General features: G+C 66.6%; 29 protein-coding genes. 8 read left to right on the forward strand and 21 right to left on the reverse strand.

The features are described from left to right. Position 1: 1 nt before the first annotated feature. The 17 genes from R1H25_RS08740 to R1H25_RS08820 form a co-directional block, all read right to left on the reverse strand. On the reverse strand, positions 2-1,216 hold the full coding sequence (locus R1H25_RS08740; protein WP_317223367.1) for a phage tail sheath C-terminal domain-containing protein: 1,215 nt from the start codon (positions 1,214-1,216) through the stop codon (positions 2-4). A 106-nt stretch (positions 1,217-1,322) separates the two neighbouring features. After that, positions 1,323-1,982 carry a hypothetical protein gene (locus tag R1H25_RS08745; RefSeq protein ID WP_138969780.1) on the reverse strand — a complete coding sequence of 220 codons (660 nt, stop codon included), beginning with the start codon at positions 1,980-1,982 and terminating at the stop codon, positions 1,323-1,325. 1 nt (position 1,983) lies between these two features. Continuing rightward, the gene (locus R1H25_RS08750; RefSeq protein ID WP_317223368.1) at positions 1,984-4,182 is read right to left on the reverse strand and encodes a tail fiber domain-containing protein; all 2,199 of its coding nucleotides are present in this window, start codon (positions 4,180-4,182) and stop codon (positions 1,984-1,986) included. A gap of 7 nt (positions 4,183-4,189) precedes the next feature. After that, positions 4,190-4,738 carry a phage tail protein I gene (locus R1H25_RS08755; protein ID WP_134948479.1) on the reverse strand — a complete coding sequence of 183 codons (549 nt, stop codon included), beginning with the start codon at positions 4,736-4,738 and terminating at the stop codon, positions 4,190-4,192. 223 nt (positions 4,739-4,961) lie between these two features. Then, positions 4,962-5,858: a baseplate J/gp47 family protein gene (locus R1H25_RS08760; protein ID WP_005412462.1), complete on the reverse strand. Its 897-nt coding sequence runs from the start codon at positions 5,856-5,858 to the stop codon at positions 4,962-4,964. A gap of 2 nt (positions 5,859-5,860) precedes the next feature. Then, positions 5,861-6,199, reverse strand: coding sequence for a GPW/gp25 family protein (locus tag R1H25_RS08765; protein ID WP_317223369.1), 339 nt, complete (start codon positions 6,197-6,199; stop codon positions 5,861-5,863). Positions 6,200-6,251: 52 nt separating this feature from the next. After that, the gene (locus R1H25_RS08770) at positions 6,252-6,842 is read right to left on the reverse strand and encodes a phage baseplate assembly protein V (RefSeq protein ID WP_317223370.1); all 591 of its coding nucleotides are present in this window, start codon (positions 6,840-6,842) and stop codon (positions 6,252-6,254) included. After that, positions 6,839-7,393, reverse strand: a complete 555-nt coding sequence (locus tag R1H25_RS08775; protein WP_317223371.1) for a hypothetical protein — start codon at positions 7,391-7,393, stop codon at positions 6,839-6,841. Before R1H25_RS08775 ends, R1H25_RS08770 begins: the two co-directional genes overlap by 4 nt. Before the next feature lie 116 nt (positions 7,394-7,509). Further along, positions 7,510-7,740: a hypothetical protein gene (locus R1H25_RS08780; protein ID WP_317223372.1), complete on the reverse strand. Its 231-nt coding sequence runs from the start codon at positions 7,738-7,740 to the stop codon at positions 7,510-7,512. A 22-nt stretch (positions 7,741-7,762) separates the two neighbouring features. Further along, on the reverse strand, positions 7,763-8,191 hold the full coding sequence (locus R1H25_RS08785; RefSeq protein WP_317223373.1) for a hypothetical protein: 429 nt from the start codon (positions 8,189-8,191) through the stop codon (positions 7,763-7,765). Further along, positions 8,136-8,621, reverse strand: coding sequence for a glycoside hydrolase family 104 protein (locus R1H25_RS08790; RefSeq protein ID WP_317223374.1), 486 nt, complete (start codon positions 8,619-8,621; stop codon positions 8,136-8,138). The genes R1H25_RS08785 and R1H25_RS08790 overlap by 56 nt, the downstream gene beginning before the upstream one ends. Then, a complete protein-coding gene (locus R1H25_RS08795; protein WP_317223375.1) occupies positions 8,618-8,968 on the reverse strand; it encodes a hypothetical protein in 351 nt (116 codons plus the stop codon). Before R1H25_RS08795 ends, R1H25_RS08790 begins: the two co-directional genes overlap by 4 nt. After that, positions 8,965-9,393 (reverse strand): helix-turn-helix domain-containing protein, encoded by a 429-nt coding sequence (locus R1H25_RS08800; protein ID WP_232015473.1) that lies wholly within the window; start codon positions 9,391-9,393, stop codon positions 8,965-8,967. The genes R1H25_RS08795 and R1H25_RS08800 overlap by 4 nt, the downstream gene beginning before the upstream one ends. Positions 9,394-9,749: 356 nt before the next feature. Continuing rightward, positions 9,750-10,133, reverse strand: a complete 384-nt coding sequence (locus R1H25_RS08805; RefSeq protein WP_088481027.1) for a hypothetical protein — start codon at positions 10,131-10,133, stop codon at positions 9,750-9,752. 154 nt (positions 10,134-10,287) lie between these two features. After that, the gene (locus tag R1H25_RS08810) at positions 10,288-10,926 is read right to left on the reverse strand and encodes a hypothetical protein (protein WP_057501920.1); all 639 of its coding nucleotides are present in this window, start codon (positions 10,924-10,926) and stop codon (positions 10,288-10,290) included. A gap of 40 nt (positions 10,927-10,966) precedes the next feature. After that, complete coding sequence (locus tag R1H25_RS08815) at positions 10,967-11,194, reverse strand: hypothetical protein (RefSeq protein ID WP_057501919.1); 228 nt, start codon at positions 11,192-11,194, stop codon at positions 10,967-10,969. Between the two features lie 156 nt (positions 11,195-11,350). After that, entirely contained in the window at positions 11,351-13,687 is a 2,337-nt protein-coding gene (locus tag R1H25_RS08820; RefSeq protein WP_317223376.1) for a VapE domain-containing protein, read from the reverse strand. 137 nt (positions 13,688-13,824) lie between these two features. Between R1H25_RS08820 and R1H25_RS08825 the strand changes: the two genes are divergently transcribed. The 6 genes from R1H25_RS08825 to R1H25_RS08850 all read left to right on the forward strand — a co-directional run bounded on the left by R1H25_RS08825 (position 13,825) and on the right by R1H25_RS08850 (position 19,055). After that, positions 13,825-14,178 carry a hypothetical protein gene (locus R1H25_RS08825; protein ID WP_317223377.1) on the forward strand — a complete coding sequence of 118 codons (354 nt, stop codon included), beginning with the start codon at positions 13,825-13,827 and terminating at the stop codon, positions 14,176-14,178. Then, positions 14,175-14,399 (forward strand): hypothetical protein, encoded by a 225-nt coding sequence (locus R1H25_RS08830; RefSeq protein ID WP_317223378.1) that lies wholly within the window; start codon positions 14,175-14,177, stop codon positions 14,397-14,399. The genes R1H25_RS08825 and R1H25_RS08830 overlap by 4 nt, the downstream gene beginning before the upstream one ends. Before the next feature lie 11 nt (positions 14,400-14,410). Continuing rightward, positions 14,411-14,665: a hypothetical protein gene (locus R1H25_RS08835; RefSeq protein ID WP_005408345.1), complete on the forward strand. Its 255-nt coding sequence runs from the start codon at positions 14,411-14,413 to the stop codon at positions 14,663-14,665. Positions 14,666-14,875: 210 nt separating this feature from the next. Continuing rightward, a complete protein-coding gene (locus R1H25_RS08840) occupies positions 14,876-15,271 on the forward strand; it encodes a DUF2946 family protein (protein WP_317223404.1) in 396 nt (131 codons plus the stop codon). Positions 15,272-15,399: 128 nt separating this feature from the next. Next, entirely contained in the window at positions 15,400-17,538 is a 2,139-nt protein-coding gene (locus tag R1H25_RS08845; protein WP_317223379.1) for a TonB-dependent receptor, read from the forward strand. A gap of 11 nt (positions 17,539-17,549) precedes the next feature. After that, a complete protein-coding gene (locus R1H25_RS08850) occupies positions 17,550-19,055 on the forward strand; it encodes a PepSY-associated TM helix domain-containing protein (protein ID WP_317223380.1) in 1,506 nt (501 codons plus the stop codon). A gap of 9 nt (positions 19,056-19,064) precedes the next feature. Here the strand turns inward: R1H25_RS08850 and R1H25_RS08855 are convergent, their stop codons facing one another. Both R1H25_RS08855 and R1H25_RS08860 read right to left on the reverse strand, forming a co-directional pair. Continuing rightward, positions 19,065-20,198 carry an MFS transporter gene (locus R1H25_RS08855; protein WP_317223381.1) on the reverse strand — a complete coding sequence of 378 codons (1,134 nt, stop codon included), beginning with the start codon at positions 20,196-20,198 and terminating at the stop codon, positions 19,065-19,067. Positions 20,199-20,209: 11 nt separating this feature from the next. Next, on the reverse strand, positions 20,210-20,986 hold the full coding sequence (locus tag R1H25_RS08860) for a DeoR/GlpR family DNA-binding transcription regulator (RefSeq protein WP_088481034.1): 777 nt from the start codon (positions 20,984-20,986) through the stop codon (positions 20,210-20,212). A 160-nt stretch (positions 20,987-21,146) separates the two neighbouring features. On the opposite strand from R1H25_RS08860, the gene smqnr reads away from it, so the two are divergent. After that, a complete protein-coding gene (gene smqnr, locus R1H25_RS08865) occupies positions 21,147-21,794 on the forward strand; it encodes a SmQnr family pentapeptide repeat protein (protein ID WP_317223382.1) in 648 nt (215 codons plus the stop codon). A gap of 3 nt (positions 21,795-21,797) precedes the next feature. Here smqnr and R1H25_RS08870 read toward each other — a convergent pair whose 3' ends face one another. Both R1H25_RS08870 and R1H25_RS08875 read right to left on the reverse strand, forming a co-directional pair. Beyond that, the gene (locus tag R1H25_RS08870; protein WP_317223383.1) at positions 21,798-22,472 is read right to left on the reverse strand and encodes a class I SAM-dependent methyltransferase; all 675 of its coding nucleotides are present in this window, start codon (positions 22,470-22,472) and stop codon (positions 21,798-21,800) included. Between the two features lie 98 nt (positions 22,473-22,570). Further along, positions 22,571-23,950 carry a PLP-dependent aminotransferase family protein gene (locus R1H25_RS08875; protein ID WP_317223384.1) on the reverse strand — a complete coding sequence of 460 codons (1,380 nt, stop codon included), beginning with the start codon at positions 23,948-23,950 and terminating at the stop codon, positions 22,571-22,573. Positions 23,951-24,083: 133 nt separating this feature from the next. Here R1H25_RS08875 and R1H25_RS08880 point away from each other — a divergent pair, with 133 nt between their 5' ends. Then, a complete protein-coding gene (locus R1H25_RS08880; RefSeq protein WP_088481038.1) occupies positions 24,084-24,947 on the forward strand; it encodes a DMT family transporter in 864 nt (287 codons plus the stop codon). The last annotated feature ends 2 nt before the right edge of the window (positions 24,948-24,949 follow it).

The raw sequence follows: 24,949 nt of genomic DNA on the forward strand, positions 1-24,949 counted from the left end.
CTTAGAAGATCTCCGAGACGTAGTTGTTGTTCATGTGCATGCGGAAGGTCAGCTGCTCACCCGGGTAGGTCGGAGTGAAGTCGAAGTCCCAGTAGAAGCGGCCCTGGGCCACGCTGTCCGCTGCGTTCAGTTCCGGGTCGATCCAGCAGTTGCCGCCGAGGATCGCGCCCTGGGTCTTCAGGCCGCGCAGGAAGGCATTGACGCCCTCGCGCACGTCATCGACGTAGGTCTTGCTGATGCCGCGGTCGACGGCCCACAGGTGGGCGGCTTCCAGGCTGTCGGCGATGATGTCGGCGGTGCGCACCACGCACAGGAACTGCCACTTCGGATCGATGCTGGTGGTGCGGTTGCCCCACAGGCGGAAGCCCCCTTCGCGGATGACCGTGGCCACGTTGGCCTGGTTCAGCAGGTTGGCGCGACTGGTGGCATCGGACAGGCCGAAGTCGATCGCACGCGCGGTACCGACCACGCCGTTGAGTTCCAGGTTCGACGGCGACGCCCACCAGCCGCGCTCGTTGTCGCTGCGGGCGATGGCACCGGCCACGGCACCGGAGGCATGGCGGGTGACGATGGCATCACCGGACTGCACCAGCAGCGCGGGGTCGACCACGTAGACGCGCTTGGAGCCGGTCAGGGCGGCGGTGGACCTGGCAGCGTCGTCGTTGCTGTTCGGGCCGTCCTTGATGATCACTGCGCGCAGCTTGTCGGCGATGCCAAGCAGCTCGGCCACGACCGGGTTGGCCAGCACGGCCTCCGGCTTGGCCGGATCGGCTGGGTGCATATGGGTGAAGCCGGGGGCGACCAGGATGCGCGGCTTGACGCCGACGATGGACTTGGCGGCCAGCAGCGCATGCACGCCTTCGTAGGCGCCGGTCTGGGCGTTCACGCCGCCCAGCACGTTGGCCAGGGTGGCGCTTTCATTGGCGCCCTTCTCGACGCGGACGACGACGACGACGGCACTGGACTGGTCGAAGATCGTGTCGAGCGCACCGGGCAGGGTGCCGGCATCGGTGCCGGCATCGGTGCCGGTGGTCGCCGACAGCTTGGCGGCCTGCGACGGCGAGGTCACCAGTACGGGCGTGTTGATGGGGAACGCATCGGTGTCGGCCAGCGGTGCGGTGCCGACGATGCCGATCACGCTGCTGGAGACGATGGCAATCGATCGGGCACCGGTATCGATGTTGACGACCTGTACGCCATGGAGAAATTCGGTCATTCGGGGTTCTTCCTCGGTGTGGGTGTGTGCCGGCTTGTGCAGGCGACGGGGTAATGTTCGGAGAATGTGGCGGTCGGGATAATTGCAGCGGTGGCCCGCTGATCGATCAGACCCAGCCGGAGGCGCTGACGCTGGCGCTGAAGGTGGAAACCTGGGCGATACCTCCGGCACGGCGCAGCGCGACGGAAATGCTGACGCTGTCCGATTCGTAGCTGGCGGACCTGGCAGGGACGCTGATCGACACGCCTGCCGACGGTCCAGCCGATGCCGGCACGAACGAGGGAGCACTGGTGCTGAAAGAGGCTTTGGCGGGCGAGGAGCCGGTGATCTGCACTTCGTACTCGGAAACGCTTGCACCTGCCGGAAGCCACTGGCCTGACGCTGCTACCGAGCTGCCTCCATTGCCGCCACCGGCGACGCCCGTGCGGATGGCATAGGTGCCGTCGGCATACATCAGGATCGAGACGGTTGCCGACACGGAGCCGGTGGAGTTGGTCTTGGCGCCATTGCTTGCCGAGTAGCCCTTGCCATGGAATGGCAGCCTGTAGGTGGCGCTGCCGCGGGCCGCCCACAGGTTGGACACGTCCATGCCGTTGATGCGATGGCCTACGTCGGCACGCTTACTGCCGTACTGGATGTGGGCATAGCGACGACTGAGGTCGGTGCCGCCGATACGGCGGCCCGAGTCCTGTGCCTGCGGACCTTCGACGTACGGATCGAACAGGTCGTCAAAGTCGACGCCGGAAGAGCGATATCCGCTGGGCATGTCAGCGCTCCGCTTTCAGTGCGCGCACTTCGGCGGCCAGTTCCTGGATGGCCTTGGCCATCACCGGCAGCAGCTGGTCGAGCTTGACCGATGCCACGCGTTCGCCCTGGAACTCGACGCCTTCCAGGTCGACCGCTTCCGGCACCAGTTCGGCCAGCTGCTCGGCGACGAAGAACAGGCGGCGACGACCGTCGTCGTTGTACTCGGGCTTGTAGTGGCCAGATGCGAGCTCCATGCGCTCGACGTCTGCCAGACCATAAGGGACCACGCTGTCGATCTCTTTCAGCTTGCGTGACGAGCCGACATCGAAGCCGCCGTTGGCGCTGGCAGCGCCAACTACATTGAGGTTTCCGTACTGATCGATGCGAAGCTGCTGTCCTACACCGCCACCAACGCTACCGAAGCCGATGTTCGTTCCACCTGATTGCATGTAGATGCCACAAGTGAGGCCCCCATCGGTCATCCCGTAGCCGCCACCGAAGCTGCCGCCAGTACGGAAGCCAAAGCTGGATACGCCGGTCCCAGGATTTGGCGCGGTCGGATAAGAGTCAATGTTTCCAGTTTCAGTGATACGTCCGGTTCGGCGCTGCGAGACGTTCGCGACCGCCGCGTAGAACACGTGACCACCAGTGCCGCCGCCACGATAATTGATGTACTCCGAACATCCGTAGCCGTTCTCCCTACCGAGTTGATTCCACAGAATCTCGGTGCCGTACGCGTCGTGTGGAATCCGGATTCGCAATGGGCGAACCTCGCAGGGCATATTGATGTACGAGCCGCGCATCTCGATCGGCGTGAATTCGGACTCCGCGTCATTGACGCCCTGGATTACGCTTCGACCATCGAAATCCATGACGCGAAGCATGCGGTCGGCGCCCGCAGCCATCCTCACTGCATTGTTTACCCGGAGGGCGCCGGGCATCACGTCGCCGGCCTTGTTCACCTTGCTTGCCGGATCAAAGTTCCCACTGGTCCAGACGGTGCCGCCAGAGTTGATCGTCGCGGTGAATCCACCTTCCACGTTCTTGAGCGAGAACGCAGAACCGCTCTTGAAGAGGTAGCTATCGCCTGAGCCGAAGTACACAACACCGTCGGTCGCGGCGTTACCCCAGCCGGATAGCCGCAGCGAGTTGCTCTTGATGGTGACGTTGCCAGTGAACGTGCCACCGGTCAGGTTGATCTTCGAGTCCGGTGCGAAATTGCCCGCATGCCACATCGCCGATCCATTCCAGCGCGGGCCATCACCATGCTTGATGGTGATCTCGCTGCTGGCGCTACGGTCGGTACTCCACACGCGCCACAGTCCGGTGTTTGCCCAGCCGCCAATGAACGACTGTTCTGCGCCCGAACTACCGAAGCCGACCAGGGGCGAGCTGCCCGCGATGAACTGCTGGTCGGTGAACGTGTTGCCGCCCCTGGATGCCTTGCCATCCAGTGCCGACTGCAGCCCGGTCACATCGGCAATCACATGCTTGTGGCCTACGGTGGCGAAGTCACCGGCCAGGGCGAACTCGGAGGCGTGCTTGCCGTCCAGGGTGTCGGCGTCCAGGCCGTTGCCATGCCCGGTATCCTTCAGCGCGGCGCTCTTCAGTTCCAGCGCGGTGCGCGCCGCCGCGGTGCTCGCCGCAGACAGCAGCGTCTTCGCCAGCGCGGTCGGGGCGCTGGCACCGAAGCGCTTGTCGGTGTACGCACGCACGCCACGCGGGGTCACCGCGCGCTGGGTGTCGGTTGCATCTTCGGCTTCGGTGCTGGTGGCCAGCTCGACCACGCCGACGACTTCGGTGGTGGCCGGTGGATAGAGGAAGCCGGCATCGCCGAACTGGATCTGCGTCGCGTCGATCCCGCTGAAGCGGGTATCGGTGGCCAGCAGCAGCATCGATGCGGCCGACTTCTCCATGATCGGATCGGCCTGGCCGTAGCTGGCGAACAGCGTACCGTCAGCCAGGTACAGGCCGAAGCCGCGCAGCGTGTAGGAGGTGGCGCTGTCGTCGCGGATGGTGACGTGCACGGTGTCATCGCCCACGGCCTGGCCGCCGAAGGTGGCGACGCGCTTGATCTCGCCGGGCAGTGCGGTGAGCCCCGCGGAAGGCACGAAGGCGGTCGAGGTCAGGCCGATCTGGGTGATCAGCACGGCGTTGGTGCCGGTGTTCGGCGGATTGACCAGCTTGGCGAAGCCGGCATCGGTGATTTTCAAGCGCATGCGGGGGTTACTCTCCGATCAGTTGAAGGCGGCGGAAGGCCGTGGCGTGGGCGGCTGCAAGTGCGCCGATGGCGGCGTCGGCCTGCATGCCCTGGGTAAAGGTGAAATGCGAGCGCACCGGCTTGGTCCGGGTGATTTCGCCGATGACGTCCTCGACGAACATCGCAGTGGCGGACTGGCCATCCTGGTTGGCGATGGTCATCACCGCTTCGAAGGTGTGCGGCGCGCCCTTGGGCTGCAGCTGCCACCACTCGCGGATCAGCACCGAGCCGCCGAAGGCGGCCACCACGTCGCGCACGCTGCCGGCGGTGCCCTTGCGTCGCTGGATGGCGATGGCCGTACGCACCCGGGCGCGCTTCACGGCCTCGGGCCAGTAGGCCTTCCATTCGTCCACCGACAGCGCCCAGGCCAGCCAGGGCAGCAGTGCGGTCGGACAGCGATCGGCATCCCACAGCGCGGTGATGTCCACCGGCAACGGACGTGCGACGATGGCGCGGGCAAGCGCGCGCTCGGCGTGGGTGGCGTTGGCGGGAAGCAGGTTCGCCGCCGAGGGCACCACCACCTGGGCGTCACCATCGATGACCTCGCCGGGCGCCGGTGCAGCGGCCAGGGTGACCCTGCTGCCCTCGATGACGCTGCCCTGCAACGGCTGCCGCCCCCGTGCATCGGTGCGGTACACCGCCTGCAGGCTCGCCAGCGCGCCGCCGGGGTGGCGGAAGGTGCGGTTGCGGCCATCGATCGCGCCGCGCAGGCGCGCGTTGATCAGGCGCGTGCTCGGCTCATTCATCGGTGCCGCCGTGGGTCAGGGTCACGCCGGCGCAGTGGGTGGCCTGGGTTCGGTCCACCACCACATCTGCAGCCGGATGGACGATCTCCACGCGCTGCACGCCCTCGGCATGCAATGCGGCGAACAACCCCGAACGGGTGACATCGCGGCCGAGGCGATGTGACTCGCTGATGTAGCGGTCCAGGCGGGTGCGCGCTTCGGCAAGCACGACCTGCGAATCCGGGCCGGCAAAGGTGAACAGCGTGGCGTCGACCGAGTAGGTGACGATCGTGGCCGGCTTCACCAGCACGTGGTCGGTCAGCGGTCGCACGTCATCGGCGCTCAGCTTCGCCTCGACGATGTCGAGCAGGCCCTGGGTGGCGGTTCCATCCGCTTCGCGCGACAGCACCGAGACCACCACTTCGCCCGGGGCGGGACTGGTCGCACTGGCGTCGAGCACGCGCGGGTCGGCGCTCAGCGCATGGAATACATAGGCACCTTCCGGCCCTGCCACGCTGAACCCTTCCGGGCCCAGCTGGATGCGGCGGCGGAAGTCCTCATCGCTCTCATATCGCGGTGGAATGCCTTCCTGCGGCCTGCCCGGGTCGAGCACCTGGCGGGCGACGCCGAAGATCGCGGCGAGGTGGTCGAGGTCGCTGCCACCGGCATAGGCCAGCATCACGCCACGCGCGGCGTCGTTGACACGCTGGCGATCGAGCAGGCGCAGGTAGGTGCAGACCTCCAGGATCTTGAAGGCCGGGTCCGACGGCAACAGCGCGTCGAAGGTGGGATCCAGGGCCTGCAGTGCGGTCAGCGATTCATCGAACATGGCTTCGAAATCGAGCACTTCGATGACCGCCGGTGCAGGCAGCTGGGACAGATTGACACTGGTGAACGAGCCGGATGCCACGGTTAGCGAACCTCGATTCCTTCGATGGTGATGGCCTCGCCGTCGGACAGATGGATTCCGGTCACTGCCAGGATCATCACGCCGGGGGCGGGGAGGGAGACGTCGACGTTCTCGACGTGGAGACGCGGTTCCCATCGCGCGAGCGCGTCGACGGTGGCCGCGATCAGGTCCATGCGCAGCGAGCGGTTGGTCGGCGCATCGATCAGTTCGAACACGCGCGAGCCGTATTCGCGGCGCAGTACGCGGGAGCCAAGGGGCGTGGTGAGAATGTCACGCACGGACTGGTGCAGATGGGCTAGCCCATCCAGTGTTTTGCCGGTGTTGGCGTCGATTCCTCGCATGGCCTCTATCGTCGTGAAGTGCGGTTTTTCAGGGCATTGCAGGCGTGGCCGATCAGGACTGCGCCGGCGTGGTCGGAGCGGTCGGCCCCTGCGCGGTGTGCTTGTGTGCCTTCAGCCCGATGGCGCCTGCCTTGATCTCGGCGGGTGTACTGATGTCCTTGCCCGCACTGATCGCGCCGCTGACGTCCAGGTTGCCGGTCGCCTTGATCGACGGTGTATCGAGCACGATCGATTCGCTGGCGATCACCTGTGCATTCGCGCAGGTGACGATGACCTTGCCACTGCCGACATGGACGTTGAGGGTGGTGGTTTCCTGGTCGTATTCGACGGTGCTGCCGTCGGCGAATTCGGTGCGTTGCCGCAGGCGCGAGTCGGCCGGTGGCGGAAAGCGGTCCTGGTACAGGCTGCCGAGTACCAGCGCCTGGCCGGGGTCACCATAGGGGCACGCCAGTACGACCTGCTCGCCCGGCTCGGGCGCGCACCAGCTGCGCACGCTGGGTCCGGCCCGGCGTTCCAGCCAGGGAATCCAGTCGGTGAGCATGCCATCGGCATCTACGCGCACGCGGCCGCCTGCTTCGTCCAGCTCGCGCACGACGCCGATCATCAGCAGATTGCCGATCAAACGTGCGTGTTCGGCGCTCATGGCGCGCGCTCCGGCAGGGGCTGGTAGCGCGTCGCATGGGCAAGGCCGATCTCTGGCGCGAAGCTATAGGATGCCTGCGGCACTGGGCCCCTTTCATCGTCCCAGGCGTTGTCGCCCAGCGCGACCGGCAGTGACCATTCGACGATCCAGCTGCGCAGGCCGGGCTGTGCGGTTGCGGTGTCTTCGGGCAGGGCAGCGATCACGTCGATCGCGCCGCTGGAGGCGCCGTGGAAGCGGCCTATCTGGTGCAGCCAGGTGGCCAGTGCAATCGCGGCATTGCGCAGGTGCAGCGCGCCTGCGGTGTTATCGGCCGCTACGACGACGCGTGCCTCGAAACGCAGCACTGCCTGCAGCAGTCCGCTGCCGTCATTGCCTTCCCGGCTGCGGTCACAGCGGGTCAGTGCCAGCAGGCAGGCTGGTGTGGGCATGCCTTCGGTGCTGGCCTCGCGATAGAACTCGACGGTTGCGAAGTCCGGAAAGCGTTCGCGGATGGCAGTTTCGATGGCGCCGTGCAGTGTGTCGAGCGTCGGGGAGGGGGAGTCAGTCGCCATATCAGCTCATGTAGTGAATGGTGGAAGGACGTGGCCTTGTGGCACGCGCGGTCTGCAGCCAGTGTTGCCATCACCGGAGCGGCACGGCATTGCAGGCGTGGCCGCCCGCGGCGGAATCAGAAGGCCGGCGCATCGCCGTGGTTGTTGCCGGTAGCGACGCCGCAGCCTGGAGGCGTTACCGGAACTGCGCCGTTGAGGGTGATGCCGCGCTGACTGCCGAGGCTGCACAGCAGCGCTCGCAGTTGATCGGCCAGCACGTGGTACTGCCGCGCGACCGCAACGTGGTTGCGCAGCAGTGCATCATCGGTGGCAGCCTGCAGGTCCGGCAGCTCGTCCGGCGCACGCAACTGCGCCGGTGCGATGCTGAGATCAACGAGGCAGGGCGCGGCCGGCGTTGGCTTCGCGCCAGATGCGCACGAACTCAGCATCAGCGTCGCCGCGATCACGGCCAGGCGTCTTGGCATGGGTCTCGATGTCCTGTTGCAGGTTGGTGAATTGCCGGGTGCGTTCGGCTTGCGTGGCCAGGCGCTGTGACTCGGCCTGCGCGCTGGTACGGAGATTGGCGAGGTTCTGCTGGTGTGCGGCCTGCATCGAGTCAGCGCGCGACGCCTGCTGCGCGGCCTGGGCGCTGGCATCGGCGAGGTCTGCACTGCGGTCGCGTAGCGTCCACCCCAGCCAGGCGCAGCCTGCGTGGCTCCCGGCAAGGACCAGCAGGCCGATTCGGAACCGCAGGGCGAGGGGGTCACTGCAGGGCTCCACCGGCGGTGCGGTAGGCCACGCGCAGTGTTTCCAGCGCATGTTCCTTCTGCCCATAGCCGGCGCCGGGCAGTGACGCCCAGATGCGCCGGGCCGCGGTGACGGCGGCATCGAAACGTCCCAGTCGGATCAGCTCGTAGGCCCCGCACTGCTTGAGCAGCGCAACCGCTGCGCGATCCTGCGAAACCGGGCCGAAGTCGGGCAGGTCCAGCCGTGCACGCAGGTCATCCCAGGTACTGCGCAGGAACTGGTAGCGACCAGCGGCGCTGGATTTGATGCCATAGCGCGGCAGCGACACCAGCACCCGGGGATGGTCGCGGTAGTCGCTGAACAGCTTGCCACCGACGATCACGTCGTAGCCACGGTCACGCGAGCGCTGGCCGGGAAAGTCGGTGCCTTCGGACACGGCCAGCATGTCCAGGAATGCGGCGACATTGGCGCCGCCGAGGGGGATGGCTGTGGCGGCGGTCATGCAGCGGCTTCCGGCTGTTTGCGCACCAGCGCCAGCAGCGCGTCTATCTGCACGCTCTGCTGGACGATCTGTGCGCGCAGGGCGCTGACCTCGCCGCGCAGCTGGCCGATCTCCTGCGCCATTGCCTCGCGTTCGTGCATCAGGCCGTCGGCGCGGGTGCGTTCGGCGGCCAGCTGCTCCTGCAGGGTGCGCAGCGTGTTACTGGTGGCTTCGTCGGCGGTACGGTCGACTTTGGCTGACGACAACCATTGGCGCAGCCACAGCGATACCGCGATCAGCACGCCCGAGGTTCCCCCCAGGTACTTGGCCCAGTCCGGTACACCGGCCAGCAGGTCACTTTCGTTCATGCGCGCGCGTATCCCTTGAGCAGGGCCGGATGGACCGCCGGCGGTGGCGCGGAGCGGGCACCGCGCAGGGCGCGCTTGATGGTGGTCTGCGAGACACCGAACTCACGTGCCACATGTTCGCGCGGCATTCCACTGGCGACCGCGCGGGCGATCTGCTCACGGCGTTCGTGCGCGCCGGCAGCGAAGCAGGACGCCAGGAACAACAGTTCGCCGCCGAAGTGCGCGACCAGCCGCCGGGCGACGTCGTGGCCAAGGATGTCGATCAGCCGATGCTGGTCGGGCAGGGTGGAGGGAACGTAGACGATGACGCGGTGACGCCCGGTGGTGCTGGAGGTGGTCGGCGGCCACGCACGCACCAGCGTGAGGGCTGCGGATTCGCCGATGACCTCGGCCAGGGTCTGGATGCTGTCGGGCAGGGCGTTCATGAAGGGTGTCGTCAGTGGCATTGATCTCCACTGTTGCCACCCCGTCGCTTTGGTCAACACCTTTCATCTACTTTCGGCTATTTGTGCTGAAGGCATTCATCGGCGCCGCGAGGACGGGTGAGGAGTGCAGCAGGCCGCGGTGTGATGCCTTGCGACTGCTGGCTGTCGCCACCGATGTTTCCCTGTCCTTTCGTACTCGTGGTCCTCACAGGGCGGAAGGAAGGGCAGATCAAGGAGATGCGGCAGGTACAGGGTGAGGACGACGCCCCGTTGGCCATCCTCATGCAGGCGAGCGGGCCCTGAAACGAAAAAGCCCCGGACGATGCCGGGGCTTCAGGACTGCAGGAGGCGCTGGATCAAAGATCGAATACCAGATTGCCGCCGGTCTTGCGCGGGATGTAACCCGCGTCGCGCAGCCAGCGGGCTGCGTTGACCTGGTCCATGCGCTTGACCGGGAAGCGGTTGGCGAACATCAGAAAGCGCGCCACGGTGATCGACTCGCCCTTGCCCTTCAAGGCAGCGAGGGTTTCGGTGAACCACGGTGCGGGCGGTTGTTGGTTGCCAGGGCGTGCGGCGGTCCGCACCTGCCTGGCACTGCCGGCGTCGGCCTGGACATTGGCCTGCGAGCACAGCGAGATGAAGATCGCGTCCAGGCTCACGGTGTCCTTGCTGCCCTTGGGCTGGGACTTGAACAACTCGATGGCCTTCAGGCGCATCGACGTGAACTGTTCGACCTCCATGGCGTTTCCTCTCTGCGAAATGGGTTGGGGATGCAGGGTGACGACAGGTGTCGTCGGTGATGGGGGACGACCTTACATCATTTTCGCCGATGATGGGCCGGAACCTGCGATCGAGTCAGTGGAAGAGACGGGGCAGCCCGGCCCTGAGACAGGCTCAGATCAAGCCGCGCGACAGCAGCTGGTCCAGCGTCCTGCGTACCAGATCGGCCTGGCTGCCGTTGTTGCTCACCTCGATGTCGACCAGTTCATCGGGCAGTGACTGCTCGCTGGCGCGGGTGTCATGGGCTCCATGGCCCGGGCGGTTGACGCGGATCACGACACCGCCGCGGCGGTGGATCGCATGGGCTTCATTGGCGAAGCGGACATCCGGTACCAGGCCGCCCGCCGGGAGGCGCGCGAACAGCGAACGGACCCACAGCTCGGGGTGAATGCGATCGCGCCCCCATTCGCTGCCGGCGGTCTGCATCAGGTGACGCGGCGTGAGCTCGGCCAGCCAGTCGATGGCGTCCTCCTTGCGGCTGTCCAGTTCACGCAGCGACAGCCCGAGGAGGGAGGCGACGAACTGCCGCAGCGGGGCGGCGAAGCTGTCGCAGGGCAGCGCCAGTGCCGAGGCCAGTCCGTTGGCGAGGGTGTCCTTGCCCGCCCGCCTGCTGCCGGCGATGCCGATATAGAGCGGAGGACGCGCTTGCGGCGCCGCCCGTAGCGCGATGCTGCCCAGAGCGGGGCCGGCACGGAACGCGGCCAGCGTGTCGGCAATCATGCGATGGCCGCTGTCGAGGGAGGCGGGAATCATGCGGAATCTACTCCTGGAGGAATTCGGCAGTGCGGGCGGGTCAGGAATCGCGGCCGGCGGTGTTGCGCGCGCGCAGGATGCGCTGGGTGATGCGGCCACCGCGAGCAGCCGCCGCGACCGGGTCGAAGCACAGCATGGCGGAACGTGTACGGCGGCCGGCAGCGAGGTGGTCGCGGATGGTGCGTTCTGAAAGCACCGGTACCCGCTGGTGGATCTGCTGCACGGTCAGCTGCTCACCTTCGAAGGCATGCAGTTGAGGACGAGGCATGGCGGAAGCGCTCCTGGAAGGTGGCGAAGCCGATACGGATATCTTGCCTCTGCAGATCACTTCAGTCAACACCTTTCATCTACTATCATCCGGGTGGGTTGGGGTGACACTCAGAGCTGTCGCCGCTGATCTGATGGCCATCATGGAGTCATGGCATCAGAACGGACCGGCTGCGTGCCCGGCGAGGCTGAGCTTTCGCGGTGGCATCAACCAGACCTTGGCCCGCTCCTTGCCGACCACCTTCGTACGCACATCATGGCGCTTGACCACATAGGCCGCGGCCTCGTTGACCTCGCGGCGGTTCGGCTTGTCGATGCCTACTGCGATGACGATCTCGGTGGCACGGTACTGTGCGCTCCACTGCGCGGCGGGGACGGACCAGTCGAAGTGGCGGTCGATCAGCTCGGCGATCGGCGAGATCGGTTCGTGCTCACTGTTGGTGGCGTTCAGCGCATCCAGTTCCTCGCTGGACAGGTGCCAGGTCTCGCCGTCGCAGTAGAGCGCATGGGCTTCGGCCCACACCTGCTGCATGTCGATCCGTGCCGGTTCGCCCAGGCCCACGGCATGCACGGTCCACCAGCGGGTGTTGCCGGTGGCGTCGCGCAGGAAGCGCTCGTCATTCACGCTGGCGAACAGGATGGTACGCCGCGCATAGCGGGATTCCGTGCGCGCATACGGGCGGCGGATCTCGTCGTGGCTGCGCGAGATGAACGACTTCAGCGCAGCGATGTCGGTGCGACGGAACGTGGCGTCGACTTCGCCCAGCTCCACGATCCACTTGGAGATGACCTGTTTGACGCTGTCCTTGTTGGCCGGATCGAGCACCACGCCATCGGCGATCAGCTGCAGCTCGGCCGGTGCCAGTTGCCGTGCCCAGCGTGTCTTGCCCAGGTTCTGCTTCGAAACGAAGGTCAGCACACCGCGCGCCACTACGCCGTCCGGTTCAAACGCAGCAGCCACACCGGAGATCAGCCATCGCCGCATCAGCACTTCCTTCAGGATGCGTCCGTCGCCCATGCGCGTGGGTTGGGCCTCCTGCACGGTGTCGAAGAACGCCTGCAGGCGGGACTGGCCATCCCAGGGCCGTGAGGTGATCCAGCTTGCGACGGGGTTGTACGGATTGGCCTCGGCTACCTGGCACAGGTTGGTCTCGAAGCTGGTGATGGCCATGCCGGCGCGGTGCATGCAGTCCATCACTTCGCCGGCGGCCACCTCCTTGGCGTTGTCGACCGTGCTCTGCAGCCCCGGGACCAGGATCTCCAGATCCTTGCGGATGACGTTGTAGCGCACGGTGACGCCGGTGCGCCGGCACAGCTCGGCCAGATTGCGCGCGGTCGGCAGCGGCCGTCCGCGCGCGCTGGTGTCTGGAAACGGAGTAAAGGCATCGAATGCGGACAGGTTGCCGGGCACCTGGTAGCGTGCGTTGGACGACGATGGCGCATCCTCTTCCGCAGTGTCTTCTTCGGCTATGGCAGGCGGCCGAGGGAGCAGCTGGGTGCGCACTGCCTCCAGTCCTTCGCGCAGGTGCAGATCGTTGAAGTCGGTAGGGCGGTCATCGTCGTCATGCAGCGCGGCGAACTCGGGCCACACCACACGTGCGTCGATCTCTGCGGCGGCGCGAGTGGCGTGGGTGACACCAGGATTGTCCAACGGTTGCCGGGTCCATTGGTCGTTGTCGGCACAGATGACGAAGGAGGCATCGGGAACCGCGCTGCGCCAGGTACGGGCGACCGCAGCGAGATTGCCTGCGTCCCAGGCCACCACCACGCACCCGCCCGTGGCCTGGTGGATTGACGCCGCCGTGGCGTAACCCTCGGCAATGGCAATCGGCTGTCCAGGCAGCGGCTTGCCGATGACGTGGAAGCAACCCTGTTTGCGGCCTCCGCTGAGAAAGTCCTTGTCGCGGCCGAGGGCTGGATCGGTGCGCGGAAAGATCGCCTGCAGCGAGACGATCCGGCCCGTGGCGTTCATCACCGGCACCAGCAGGGCATTGTCGATGTAGCGGAAGACCAGGCCGTCGCTGTTGCGCACGGGCCATGCCGCCACACGCAGCGCATGCGCGTGGATGCCCTTGCGTATCAGGTAGGGATGGTGCGCATCTGCGGGAAGGGCGCGGTTCCACAATACATTGGCGGCCTTGGCTGCGGCCTCCTCACGTTCGCGCTGCTGCCGTTCCCGTTCGGTACGGGCGACTTCCTGGCGTTGCCGGATCGTGCGCTGTTCGGCAGCACTCAGTGTGGTTTCCGGCTTCGCACACCAGGCATGGCGGCTGCCGGTGCGCCAGCTGCCGAACTCACCGGCCGGCACGTGGTCTCCGAACAATACGGCCCAGCCATTGCGCGTGCCACGACGGTCGCCTTCCACATGGAAGCGCACCAGCGCGCCATCGGCGTTGATCGCGTCGCGGCCGCGTGCATCCGGCACGATGCCGTGCGCGTGCATGGCCTGCAGGAACGCCGGAAGGATGTCCTGCGCTGGGTGCGGTGCGTGCATTGGACAGGGCCCCTTTGAAACGTGGATCGGTCCACCGCAGCGGGTAGTGGCCAATGCGCGGTGCAATGCCTGCCGTATGCAGGCCACGCGACGGCGGACCGACGTGGCGTGGCCAGGGCAAGGTGAAGGGAGATGACGTGACCATGGTGTCGGAAATGGATGCTTTCTGCAACACCTTCCAGCACCTTGCATCCCTGATCCCGATGAAGGCGATCGGCAAGCGATGGATCTGCGATGACGTCCGCAGATCTCGCCTGCGCGACGTTGCGTCGCAGTTGGCGAGAATCGTTTTTCCGATCATGCGATCGCCGTCAGAGACGGCCCCTCGTTTCAGTTCATCGCCCCTCGGGGCACCCATGCACAAGGAGCCTGCATGCCTGAAGTCCATTGCAACTGCGAATGCCGATCCGATGCCGAGCCCGCGTTTTTCACTGACGTCGCGGCGTTCTCAATCGGTGCGATCAACCCCCGATAAAATACAGCTGGCATGACGGACACCATCGACGAGGCGCAGGAACTGGAAGCGCGCCATCTGCAACGCGCATTGGCCCGGCACGCAACGCGGGCCAGCAACGTTGCTCCTCTTTCACCCATTGGGGAATGCCACAACCCGGACTGCAGCGAAGACTTTGAAAACGATCCGGCCAGGCTGTTCTGTGGACCTGCCTGCGCCGAGCGTTTCGAAGCCATCCATCAACACCGCAACGCATAGGAACAGGGGACATGTCTCTGAACAGCAACGACGCTGGCTTCACCGAACGCATCGCCGGATTGTCGGCCGAGCTCGCCGTGCTGGTGAGCCTGGTGGAGAACCACATCCATCTGCAGTTGGCCGACCTGGCCGACTCGGGTGATGTGGATGCACAGGAGCGATTTGCGGTGGCCGATCCGGAGCGCTGGTTGGAGAACGCCCGCAACAGCCTGCAGGCGGGCGTCATGTTCCTGGAACGGGCGGTGCAGCAGCCCGCGCGGTTCTAGCAATGCGATGTGGGGACGGAAGGGGCTGTAAGGTCGCCTTCCGTCCCCTTTGGGGCCGTGGAGAGCGCCTGCGTCCGCGGCTGCGTCATAACGTCGCACCACCTTTCTGGAAACCCTGAACGCGGTCCAAGGTTGGCCATCGCCCCGTAGAATGGTGGCGTGCGTCGTTCTGTCCTCCACCGCCGGTTCCAGGTCCTGGCATGGCTTGCCATGCTGCTGGTGCTGCTCGCCCCGCTGGTGAGCCGCTGGCTGGCGCATGGTCACGTGGCTGCCGCTGCGCCGGTGGCGGCCATGGACCATGCGATGCACGCAGAGCATGCACAGCACGCGATGGAAGGGCACCACGACCATCACGCGATGGCGATGCCGCACGGCGAGGCCGCAAAGAAGCCGCCCGCCGGTCCACACGCCGATCATGAGATGGGCGTGGACTGCGATTACTGCCTGATCGCGGCACGGCTGATCACCCTGCTGGTGGCGGCCGTGCTGTTGTTGGCGCCGATGGCACCGGTGTGCCGCGCACTGCGCGGTGCGGTGCAGGCGTTGCCGCAACGGATCAGCGGCACATTGGGAGCGCGTGGGCCGCCGGCCTTGATGGCCGCCTGAGCCGCACGCGCGCTGCATTGATCTTCCTTCTATGAGGTTGCCGGCCACGGCCGCTGCCCGCACGCGCGTGTCTGTCCCTTTCTGATTGCTGCCTTGCCATTGCGGGGTGGCCTTGCATGCCGTGAAAAATGAAAACGAACCCCAACTCCGCGTGCCTGCGCCGGGCGACGCTGCCTGTCCTGTGCGCGTTGCTCCTGCACACCGCCCCCGTACTTGCCGCTGACGCGGCCCCACCGACCACGCTGGAGACCGTGCGGGTGGTCGATACCCGCAGCGGTGAACTGTCGTCCACCGCCAGCGCGGGCTCTGCGTTGGGCCTGAGCGTGTTGCAGACACCGGCCAGCCTGACGGCGATTTCGCGCGAGCAGCTGGAGCAACGCGGCGACAGCAACCTCAACGATGCGATCAGCCGGGCCGGTGCGATCAGTGCGATGCCGCACCCGGGCAACGGCCTGAGTGCGCTGTCCAGCCGTGGCTTCACCGATGCTGCTTCGGTGATGCGGCTGTACGACGGGCTGCGCCAGTACGGTGGCGTGGGCATCACGTTCCCGTTCGATACCTGGTCGATCGAGCGCATCGAAGTGCTGCGCGGCCCGGCCTCGGTCATCCATGGCGACGGGGCGATCGGCGGCGTGATCAACATCGTGCCGAAGAAGCCCACGCGCGGCGCCATCGAGAACGAGATCAGCTTAACCGTGGGCAGCGAGGACACCGCGCGGCTGGGCTTCGGCAGTGGTGGCGCGCTGACGCCCGAGCTGGCCTACCGGCTGGATGTGAGTGGCAACTACAGCGGTGGCTGGGTCGACCGTGGCCGCAACAACGATGCGACGTTCTCCGGTGCGTTGCTGTGGCAGCCGCGTGCGGATCTGCAGCTGACGCTCACCCATGCGCAGGGCTACCAGCAACCGATGCGCTACTTCGGCACGCCGCTGGTCGAGGGCCGCCAGCTGGAGGCGCTGCGCCACCGCAACTACAACGTGGACGACAGCGAGATCCGCTACCGCGACCGCTGGACCCAGCTTGATGCGCTGTGGACACCGAACGCGAACGTGGAATGGCGCACGCGCCTCTACCAGATCGACAGCCAGCGCGATTGGCGCAATGCCGAGGCCTATGTCTACAACCGCGCTACCGGCCTGATCGATCGATCTGGCAATACCGAGATCACCCACAACCAGGACCAGACCGGACTGACCTCGACGCTGCGTGTGCAGGGAACGGCGGGTGGCCTGCAGAACAACTTCGCGGTGGGCCTGGACGCCAACCGCGCGCACTTCAAGCATACCAACAACACCTATGCCGGCAGCTCGGGTCCGGTCGACCCGTTCGATCCGGTGCCAGGCCAGTTCGCAAGCGACGCGCCGAACCTGCCGCGCTATCGCAACCGTGCCGAGCAGTACGCGCTGTTCGTGGAGGACCGGCTGGTGTTGAGTGAACGCTGGTCGGTACTGGGTGGGCTGCGTCACGACCGCGCGCGCATCGATCGCACCGATCTGATCAGTGGCCAGAACGCGTTCTCGAAAACCTACAGCAGCACCGGCTGGCGTGCAGGCACGGTGTTCGCGCTGCAGCCGACGCTGAGCCTGTATGCGCAGTTCTCGCAGGCGGCGGATCCGGTCAGTGGCCTGTTGATGATCAGCCCGGCCAACGGTGCGTTCGATCTGGCCAAGGGGCGGCAGATCGAGGTGGGCCTGAAGCAGGCCTTCGACGGTGGCGAGTGGACGCTGGCGGCGTATCGCATCCGCAAGACCGGGCTGCTCAGCCGCGACCCGCTGGTGCCGGATCGCAGGGTGCAGGCGGGGGCCCAGACCTCGCGTGGTATTGAAGCGTCGTTGAACTGGAACTTCGCGCCGCACTGGTCGCTGGATGCCAATGCGACGGTGCTGAAGGCCGAGTTCGAGGACTTCCTGGAAACCACCGGTTCGCCGGCGGTGCTGGTGTCGCGCGATGGCAACGTGCCGCCGAACGTGGCCGAGCGCCTGGCCAATGTGTGGCTGAGCTGGCGGTTTGCACCGGACTGGAGTGCGGCGGGTGGTGTGCGTTACGTCGGCAAGCGCTACGCCGACAACGCCAACACCTTGGAGCTGCCCGGCTACAGCACCACCGACCTGGCACTGACCTGGCAGGCGGCACCGCGCACGCGGCTGTCGGCGCGGCTGTTCAACGTGTTCGACAAGGCGTACTACGCCACCGCGTACTACACCAGCACGCAGTGGCTGCTGGGTGCGGACCGGCGCGTCGAATTCTCCGTCGACCATCGCTTCTGAGGGCGCTGGCGATGACGCTGCGATCCACCGCCAAGCGCTGGACCTACCTGGTGCACCGCTGGCTGGGCATCGGCGGATGCCTGCTGATGCTGCTGTGGTTTGTCAGCGGCATGGTGATGCTGTTCATCGGCTACCCGAAGCTGACACCCGGTGAGCGGCTGGCGGCGTTGCCGGTGCTGGGTGAGGCCCGCGAGCTGCAGGGGCTGTCGGTACTGCCAGCCGCCGTGCAGGCCGAGCCGGAGGCCGTGGCGCTGACCACGCTGCGTGGCGAGCCAGCGTATGTGGTGCGAAGTGGCAGCAACGTGGGCGCCTGGTCTGCCGTGACCGGCCAGGCCCTGCTGCCGGTGTCGGCACAGCGCGCTGAAGCATCCGCTGCGCAGTTCGCCGGCGGCCAGGCCTTCGTGGGTGCGATGCGCGTGGACGAGGACCGCTGGACGCATTCGCGTGCACTGGATGTGCATCGACCGCTGTACCGGGTCGAGGTGGGCGGCGCGCAGCCGGGCGACCTGTATGTGTCCTCGCGTACCGGTGAAGTCGTGCTGGACGCCCCGCATGTGCAGCAGCGCTGGAACTATGTGGGCGCCTGGCTGCACTGGCTGTACTTCCTGCGCATGCACTCGGTGGACCCAGTGTGGACGTGGGTGGTGATCGTGTTGTCCGCGCTGTGCACTGTGGCGGCAGTCAGCGGCATCGTGGTCGGTATGTGGCGCTGGCGCTTCCGTGGGCACTATCGTTCCGGTGCGAAGACGCCGTACGTCGAGCCGTGGATGCGCTGGCACCACCTGATCGGGCTGGTGGCTGCGGCCTTCGTGTTCACCTGGATCTTCAGCGGGCTGATGTCGATGAATCCGCTGGGCATCTTCAGCAGCACGCGTGAAGCGATCGACAGCGGGCGCTATCGCGGTGGTCCGGTCGCGGTGGATGGCGCACTGGGCGAACCGGCGGCGCTGCTGACGGCCGTCGACGCCGAGCGGTTCAAGCCGGTGGAGATCCAGTGGCGACGCATCGGTGGTGAGCTGTTTGCGGTGCTGCTGGACGGGCAGGGCGATACCCGCATTGTGTCCAGCGGTGACGGCCATCTGCAGGTTGCGCGGTTGCTGCCGGCCGCGTGGCTGCAGCAGAAGGTGCGGGCGCTGTCGGATGCGCCGATGCAGGGTTTCGTGGTGCAGCAGGCAGCGGATGCCTACTTCTATCCGCGTGCGCCCGAGGCCATGAACGGCGCAGCGGTACGCCGCTTCCCGGTGGCAGTGGTGGATTTCGGCGATGCCGAGGCGACGCGCGTCTACCTCGATCTGGCCACCGGCGATCCGTTGCTGACGATGGGGCATCGCGAGCGGGTGGGGCGCTGGCTGTTCTACTTCCTGCACAGCTGGGACCTGCCGGCGATGCTGCGTCAGGACACCACCCGGCTGGCTGTGTTGCTGCTGCTGAGCCTGGCGGGCACCGCGCTGTGCGCGACGGCCACGGTGATCGGCTACCGCCGGTTGCGGATGAAGCTGCGGCGCAGGCGGCGCTGATGCCCTGGACTACACCCGCAGCCAGCGCGTGGACACGGCCACCAGCAACAAGGCCGTGGCCACGCCGATGAATGCGGCGATAAGGCCGAAGTGGTTGGCAGCAAAACCGATCAGCGCCGGTCCGGCAAGGATGCCAGCAAAGCCCAGCGTGGAAACGGCGGTGATTGCCAGGGCCCCGGGCACGCGGGTCTGGTGGCCGGCCAGCGAGAACAGCGCGGGTGCGATGTTGGCGCAACCGAGGCCGACCAGCACATAGCCGATCAGTGACGCCTGCCACGGCGTGACCAGGGTCAGCACCAGAACGCCAGCGGCGGCAAGCAGAGCACCGGACACGATCGCGCGTTGGCGACCCACGCGTGCCACCAGTGCATCGCCGAACAGCCGCGCGACGGTCATGGTCAGGGTGAAGGTCACATAGCCGATACCGGCGAGGCTGGCGTCGACGCGACGCACATCGCTGAGAAACACCGCGCTCCAGTCCAGCATCGCGCCTTCGCCGAGGAAGGCAACGAAGGCCAGCACGCCGATGAACAGCACGATGCCATGTGGCAGGGCCAGCATCGGCGTGTCGTGCGGAATGCGTTCGCTGTGCCAGTACGTCGCCGACAACAGCATCACCAGCAGCATGGCGCCGACACCGATCAGCACCGATGCCAAGGGCGGCAACTGTGCGGACAGCAGCACGGTCATGGTGGCCGCACCGAGGAAGCCGCCGATGCTGAAGAAGGCATGGAAGCCGGACATCATCACGCGCCGTGCTTCGCGCTCGACGATGACGGCCTGCACGTTCATCGTGCAGTCCATCGCACCCACGGCCGCACCGAACACGAACAGCACCACGCCCAGCGTCCAGGCTGATCCGGCCAGTGCCAGGCCGGGCACGGTCAGGCAGATCAGCAGGCTGCTGGCCACCATCACCCGGCGGCAACCGAGGCGCGCGGCCAGCACGCCGGACAACGGCATCGCCAACAGCGAACCGGCACCGAGGCAGAGCAGCACCAGCCCCAGCGTGGCGTCGTTGATGTCGGTGCGCGCCTTGGCGAATGGCACCAGGGTGGCCCACAGCGCGGTGGCGAAACCGGGAATGAAGAACGCAGCGCGGGTCGCGTGCTGTTCGGCACGCGCGCGGTTGGCAAGGGGCATGAGCGGTACGGTCAGGGGGGCGTGGGGTGCACCGCGATACCGGCGGCGCGGAAGCGTGCTGCCAGGGCCGGCGGTGCGGTGGTGGTCAGCACCAGGTCGTCAATCTCGTCCAGGCTGGCGATCTGCCAGTTGCCGCGGGCACCGAGCTTTTCAGTGGTAGCGGCAACGATGACGCGGCTGCTGCACGCCACCATCGCGCGCTTCAGCGTGGCTTCTTCCGCATCCATCGCCCACACACCCGTATCGCCGTCCACCGCGCAGGGGCCGGGCAGGTACACATCGGCACGCAGGCGCTGCACCTGGGCCATCGCTTCGGCACCGACCGCACCGCCACCGCTGGCCAGGCGGCCGCCGATCAGCTGCACAGAGGTGCCTTCAAGCAGGCTGGCGGCGGTGGCGATCTGCGGGGCATTGGTGATCACCGTCAGCCCGATAGCGGCCGGCAACTGCTGGGCGATCGCCAGATTGGTCGAGCCGGCATCGATCAGTACGACCTGGCCGGGTTGCAGCAGCGCGCAGACGCGGGCGGCGAGCTCGGCCTTGTCGCCGCGGTCGCGGGTCAGGCGCTCGCGCAGCGGGCGTTCCTTGGGTGGCGGCAGCACGGCGCCGCCGTAGACACGCTGGCACAGGCCTTGGGTGGCCAGTTCGCGCAGGTCGCGGCGGATCGAATCTTCAGAGACGGCATAGCGGCGGGCCAGTTCGGCGGCGACCACGCGGCCCTGCTCGCGCAGTTCCTCGAGGATCTGCCGGGTGCGCTGGGCGGGAAGTGGGCTGGGATCGGAGCTCATGACGCAAGTCTGCACATTCGTGCATAAACATGCAATAACGTGCATTGGGCCGAAGCGGGCACAGGACGGCTGGACTGCCGGTGAACCCGCCAGCGCCCGGGGTCTATGGATCGCCCTCGCAGCCCGGCATCATGGCGGGGCACCTGGCATGGAATCCCTGATGTCCCCCACCGTTCACCGCAAGCTGCGCATCGGCGCGGACCAGTACACCGGCCAGAAGGTGGTCGATCAGCAGTTCCAGGAGTGCGATTTCTCCGGCGCGGACCTGACCGCCACCGAGTTCATCAACTGCAGCTTCTACGATGCCGACAGCCGTGCCGGCTGTCGCTTCAACGGCGCCACGCTTAAGGAAGCCAGCTTCCGCAGCTGCGACATCAGCATGTGCCACTTCAATTTCATCAAGGCGCTGGGCCTGGAGATCAGCGAATGCCGTGCGCAGGGCGCGGACTTCAGCAACGCCAGCTTCATGAACCAGATCACCACGCGCAGCTGGTTCTGCAGTGCCTTCATCAAGAAGTCGAACCTGCGCTATGCCAATTTCTCGCGGGTGACGCTGGAAAAGTGCGAGCTATGGGAAAACCGCTGGGATGGCGCGAATGTGAGTGGCGCCAGCTTCGCTGGCTCGGACCTGTCCGGCGGCCAGTTCGAGGGCATCGACTGGAACAGCGCCAACTTCACCGACTGCGACCTGACCAACTCCGAGTTGGGCGAGCTGGACCTGCGCAGCACCAACCTGCGTGGCGCCACGCTGGATGTGCAGCAGGTGGCGCTGTTGATGCAGCGCATCGGCATCACCGTGGTGCCGTAGGCATCACCTGGCGTACGCCACCCAGCCCTTGAAGCTGAAGCCGGCATAGAACAGTTCCACATCGTCGAAGCCGGCCTCCTGCAGCAGTGCCACTTCCTGTTCGGGCGCCAGCAGCGGCAATCGTTCGGCAATGGCTTCGATCGCGCGCTGCGCATCGGCGCGGGCAACCCCCGAGGCTTCGGCGAACGCTGCGTAGCGCTGCAACCAGCGCCGCTTGCCGACCGGATCCTGCGGCACGCTGTGGTGGGCCACTACCAGCGGCGCGCCGGGATGCAGGCGCCGGTGCAGCTCGCGCAGTGTGTGCAGTCGCTGCCCGGCGTCGAGGAAGTGCAGGGTCAGCAGGCAGCTGGCACCATCGAAGCGCAGATCGGGCGCGTCGTCGATGTAGCCCTCCAGCAGCTGCACGCGCGACATCAGCGGGCCCAGTGTCTGTTCGGCCAGGGCCAGCATCGGTGCGGCCGGGTCCACGCCCAGCAACTGCCAGCCCGGTTGTGCTTCAGCGAAGGCCTTCAGTTCCAACCCGCCACCGGCTCCCAGCACCAGCACGCGACCCTGCGCGGGGACGCGTTCGGCCAGCAGCAGCCTGCTCATCTGCTGCAGGGCGAGGAAGCCCGGCACCTGGCGCAGCGGCGCCTCGGCATAGCGGGCCACCGCCTGCGGATCGGAAAACGAAGACATGGGTGCATTCCTGCAACAGGGACATACCACTGTACCGTGGCATGCAAGTGCCTTTGCCGCTGGACGCTCCTGCCTGCGCTGGCTGGCTTGCATCCCGCTCAACGCAGTACCCGCGCCAGTACCTGCCAGATCCTCGGGTCCTGGCACTGCGAAACGTTGAAACGTACATAGTCGGCTGCGCGCTGCGACTGGCTGAAGGCGTTGCCCGGCGCCAGCACGATGCCCTCGCGCAGGCATTGCCGCGCCAGTGCGGCGGCGTCGCGGCCATCGGGCAGCTGGCACCACAGGAACAGGCCGGCTTCCGGCTGCAGCCACGGGGTGATGCCCAGCGTCTGCAGTTTCCGCAGTGTGTGCCGGCGCGCATCGGCCAGGCGCGAACGTATCGACTGCATGTGGCGGCGGTAACCGCTGTCGGTCAGCGCGATGTGCATCAACTGCGCGGCCAGATGGCCACCGCCGAAGCTGGTCGCCAGCTTCAGGTCGGTCAATGCCTCTATCCAGTCGTGGCGTGCAGCGATATAGCCGCAGCGCGACGCTGCCGACAGCGTCTTGGAGAAACTGCCGACGTGGATCACCCGCGACAGTCCATCGAGCGCGGCCAGCCGCGGTGCCGGCTGCAGTTCGAAGTCGGCGAAGATGTCATCCTCGACGATGATCAGTTCGTTGCGTTCGGCCAGGCCCAGCAGGCGGTGTGCGGTGCTCGCGGAAAGCACCGCGCCGGTCGGGTTGTGCAACCCGGAATTGGTGATGTACAGCCGCGGCGAATGCGCCTGCAGGGCTTGCGCGAACGCCCCCAGGTCCGGACCGCTGTGCGTGTACGGCACGCCGATGGCCTGCACCTGGTGCGCCTTCAGCAGCGCGTGGTAGTTGAAGTAGCTCGGATCATCCACCAGCACGCAGTCGCCGGGTTTGAGCAGGAAGCGGCAGAGCAGATCGACTGCATGCGTACCGGATTCGGTCAGCAGGATCTGCTCCATCGCTGCATCAATGCCCAGCGCCGCGCTGCGCCTTTGCAGCAGTTGGCGCAATGCGGGAAGCCCGAGCGGGCCGGCGTAGTCGACCAGTTGCACAGCATCGGCACGTGCCAGCCGGCGCAGGCCGCGGCGCACGCCATCGTGATACAGCCAGTCACTGGGCATCCAGCCGCAACCTGGCTTGAGGTGGCCCGCGGGCGTTTCCAGCGATTGCCGTGATACCCAGAGCGGATCCACTGCGCGGTCCAGCCGCGGCTCCATCTCGGCCAGCGCCAGCGGTGCGGCCGGGCCACTGACGTAGAAGCCCGAGCCTGCGCGCGCACTGATCAGGCCTTCGGCCGCCAGGCGCTCGTAGGCCTCGACCACGGTGGAGACTGAAACTCCCATCATCGCCGCCTGCGCACGTACCGAAGGCAGGCGGGAGCCGGGGCCATCCAGCCGTGCACTGATGCGGGTGCGGACGGTCTGGATGACCGCTTCGATGCGTGTGAGCGGACGCGGCATGGCGGAACCGTAGTGGAAGTGTGGGCAGTACAGTTACTTGCGACTGTACTGGATTGTAGCTGGGGTCCTCCCGCGCCGGATGCTTCCATGCAGGTCCAGCCGGGCATCGTCCGGCACCTTCAGGAGTACAGGCGTGGAACGGTCGGCGAGCGGTTGGATCAATGGCTTCATCGGTGTGGTGATCTTCGCCGGCTCCCTGCCGGCCACCCGCCTGGCAGTGCTGCAGCTGGATGCCGGATTCGTCACTGCTGCGCGCGCCACCATTGCCGCCGTGCTCGGCCTCGGCCTGCTCCTTCTGCTGCGCCAGCCGTGGCCGCGGCGCAGTGACCTGCCAGGCCTGGCAGTGGTCAGCCTCGGGGTGGTAGTCGGCTTTCCGTTGTTGACCGCACTCGCGCTGCGCCACGCATCGTCGGCGCACACCATCGTGTTTCTCGGCCTGTTGCCGTTGAGCACTGCGGTGTTCGGCGTGCTGCGCGGTGGCGATCGGCCGCGCCCGGCGTTCTGGCTGTTTTCGTTGCTGGGCAGTGCCTGCGTGGTCGGCTATGCGGTGCGCAACGGCATCGAGGCATCGTTGCAGGCCGACCTGCTGATGCTGGCGGCGATCGTGGTGTGCGGGCTGGGCTATGCCGAAGGTGGCCGGCTGGCCCGCCATCTCGGCGGTTGGCAGGTGATCAGCTGGGCGTTGCTGCTGGCCTTGCCGGTGATGCTGCCGCTGGCGGTGCTGATGCGTCCGGCCTCGTTCACCGCGGTCGGTGCCTCGGCGTGGTGGGCGCTGGGCTACGTGGCAGTGTTCAGCATGCTGATCGGCTTCCTGTTCTGGTACCGCGGTCTGGCCCAGGGCGGTATCGCCGCCGTCGGACAGCTGCAGCTGCTGCAGCCCTTCTTCGGCCTGGCCCTGGCCGCGCTGCTGCTGCACGAATCGGTCAGCCTCAGCATGGTGCTGGTGACCGTGGTCGCGGTGATCTGCGTGGCAGGCGCCCGCCGCTTCAGCCGCTGAAC

It is taken from the genome of Stenotrophomonas veracruzanensis (assembly GCF_032911525.1).
GTDB classification, from domain to species: Bacteria; Pseudomonadota; Gammaproteobacteria; order Xanthomonadales; family Xanthomonadaceae; genus Stenotrophomonas; species Stenotrophomonas africana.

Excerpts from the sequence above, each read along its gene's own strand:
- R1H25_RS08740 (WP_317223367.1), bottom strand. The coding sequence starts at position 1,216 with ATGACCGAATTTCTCCATGGCGTACAGGTCGTCAACATCGATACCGGT.
- R1H25_RS08745 (WP_138969780.1), bottom strand. The coding sequence starts at position 1,982 with ATGCCCAGCGGATATCGCTCTTCCGGCGTCGACTTTGACGACCTGTTC.
- R1H25_RS08750 (WP_317223368.1), bottom strand. The coding sequence starts at position 4,182 with ATGCGCTTGAAAATCACCGATGCCGGCTTCGCCAAGCTGGTCAATCCG.
- R1H25_RS08765 (WP_317223369.1), bottom strand. The coding sequence starts at position 6,199 with ATGCGAGGAATCGACGCCAACACCGGCAAAACACTGGATGGGCTAGCC.
- R1H25_RS08770 (WP_317223370.1), bottom strand. The coding sequence starts at position 6,842 with ATGAGCGCCGAACACGCACGTTTGATCGGCAATCTGCTGATGATCGGC.
- R1H25_RS08775 (WP_317223371.1), bottom strand. The coding sequence starts at position 7,393 with ATGGCGACTGACTCCCCCTCCCCGACGCTCGACACACTGCACGGCGCC.
- R1H25_RS08785 (WP_317223373.1), bottom strand. The coding sequence starts at position 8,191 with ATGCGCTGGAAACACTGCGCGTGGCCTACCGCACCGCCGGTGGAGCCC.
- R1H25_RS08790 (WP_317223374.1), bottom strand. The coding sequence starts at position 8,621 with ATGACCGCCGCCACAGCCATCCCCCTCGGCGGCGCCAATGTCGCCGCA.
- R1H25_RS08795 (WP_317223375.1), bottom strand. The coding sequence starts at position 8,968 with ATGAACGAAAGTGACCTGCTGGCCGGTGTACCGGACTGGGCCAAGTAC.
- R1H25_RS08800 (WP_232015473.1), bottom strand. The coding sequence starts at position 9,393 with ATGAACGCCCTGCCCGACAGCATCCAGACCCTGGCCGAGGTCATCGGC.
- R1H25_RS08805 (WP_088481027.1), bottom strand. The coding sequence starts at position 10,133 with ATGGAGGTCGAACAGTTCACGTCGATGCGCCTGAAGGCCATCGAGTTG.
- R1H25_RS08810 (WP_057501920.1), bottom strand. The coding sequence starts at position 10,926 with ATGATTCCCGCCTCCCTCGACAGCGGCCATCGCATGATTGCCGACACG.
- R1H25_RS08815 (WP_057501919.1), bottom strand. The coding sequence starts at position 11,194 with ATGCCTCGTCCTCAACTGCATGCCTTCGAAGGTGAGCAGCTGACCGTG.
- R1H25_RS08820 (WP_317223376.1), bottom strand. The coding sequence starts at position 13,687 with ATGCACGCACCGCACCCAGCGCAGGACATCCTTCCGGCGTTCCTGCAG.
- R1H25_RS08830 (WP_317223378.1), top strand. The coding sequence starts at position 14,175 with ATGACGGACACCATCGACGAGGCGCAGGAACTGGAAGCGCGCCATCTG.
- R1H25_RS08835 (WP_005408345.1), top strand. The coding sequence starts at position 14,411 with ATGTCTCTGAACAGCAACGACGCTGGCTTCACCGAACGCATCGCCGGA.
- R1H25_RS08840 (WP_317223404.1), top strand. The coding sequence starts at position 14,876 with ATGCTGCTGGTGCTGCTCGCCCCGCTGGTGAGCCGCTGGCTGGCGCAT.
- R1H25_RS08845 (WP_317223379.1), top strand. The coding sequence starts at position 15,400 with ATGAAAACGAACCCCAACTCCGCGTGCCTGCGCCGGGCGACGCTGCCT.
- R1H25_RS08850 (WP_317223380.1), top strand. The coding sequence starts at position 17,550 with ATGACGCTGCGATCCACCGCCAAGCGCTGGACCTACCTGGTGCACCGC.
- R1H25_RS08855 (WP_317223381.1), bottom strand. The coding sequence starts at position 20,198 with ATGCCCCTTGCCAACCGCGCGCGTGCCGAACAGCACGCGACCCGCGCT.
- R1H25_RS08860 (WP_088481034.1), bottom strand. The coding sequence starts at position 20,986 with ATGAGCTCCGATCCCAGCCCACTTCCCGCCCAGCGCACCCGGCAGATC.
- smqnr (WP_317223382.1), top strand. The coding sequence starts at position 21,147 with ATGTCCCCCACCGTTCACCGCAAGCTGCGCATCGGCGCGGACCAGTAC.
- R1H25_RS08870 (WP_317223383.1), bottom strand. The coding sequence starts at position 22,472 with ATGTCTTCGTTTTCCGATCCGCAGGCGGTGGCCCGCTATGCCGAGGCG.
- R1H25_RS08875 (WP_317223384.1), bottom strand. The coding sequence starts at position 23,950 with ATGCCGCGTCCGCTCACACGCATCGAAGCGGTCATCCAGACCGTCCGC.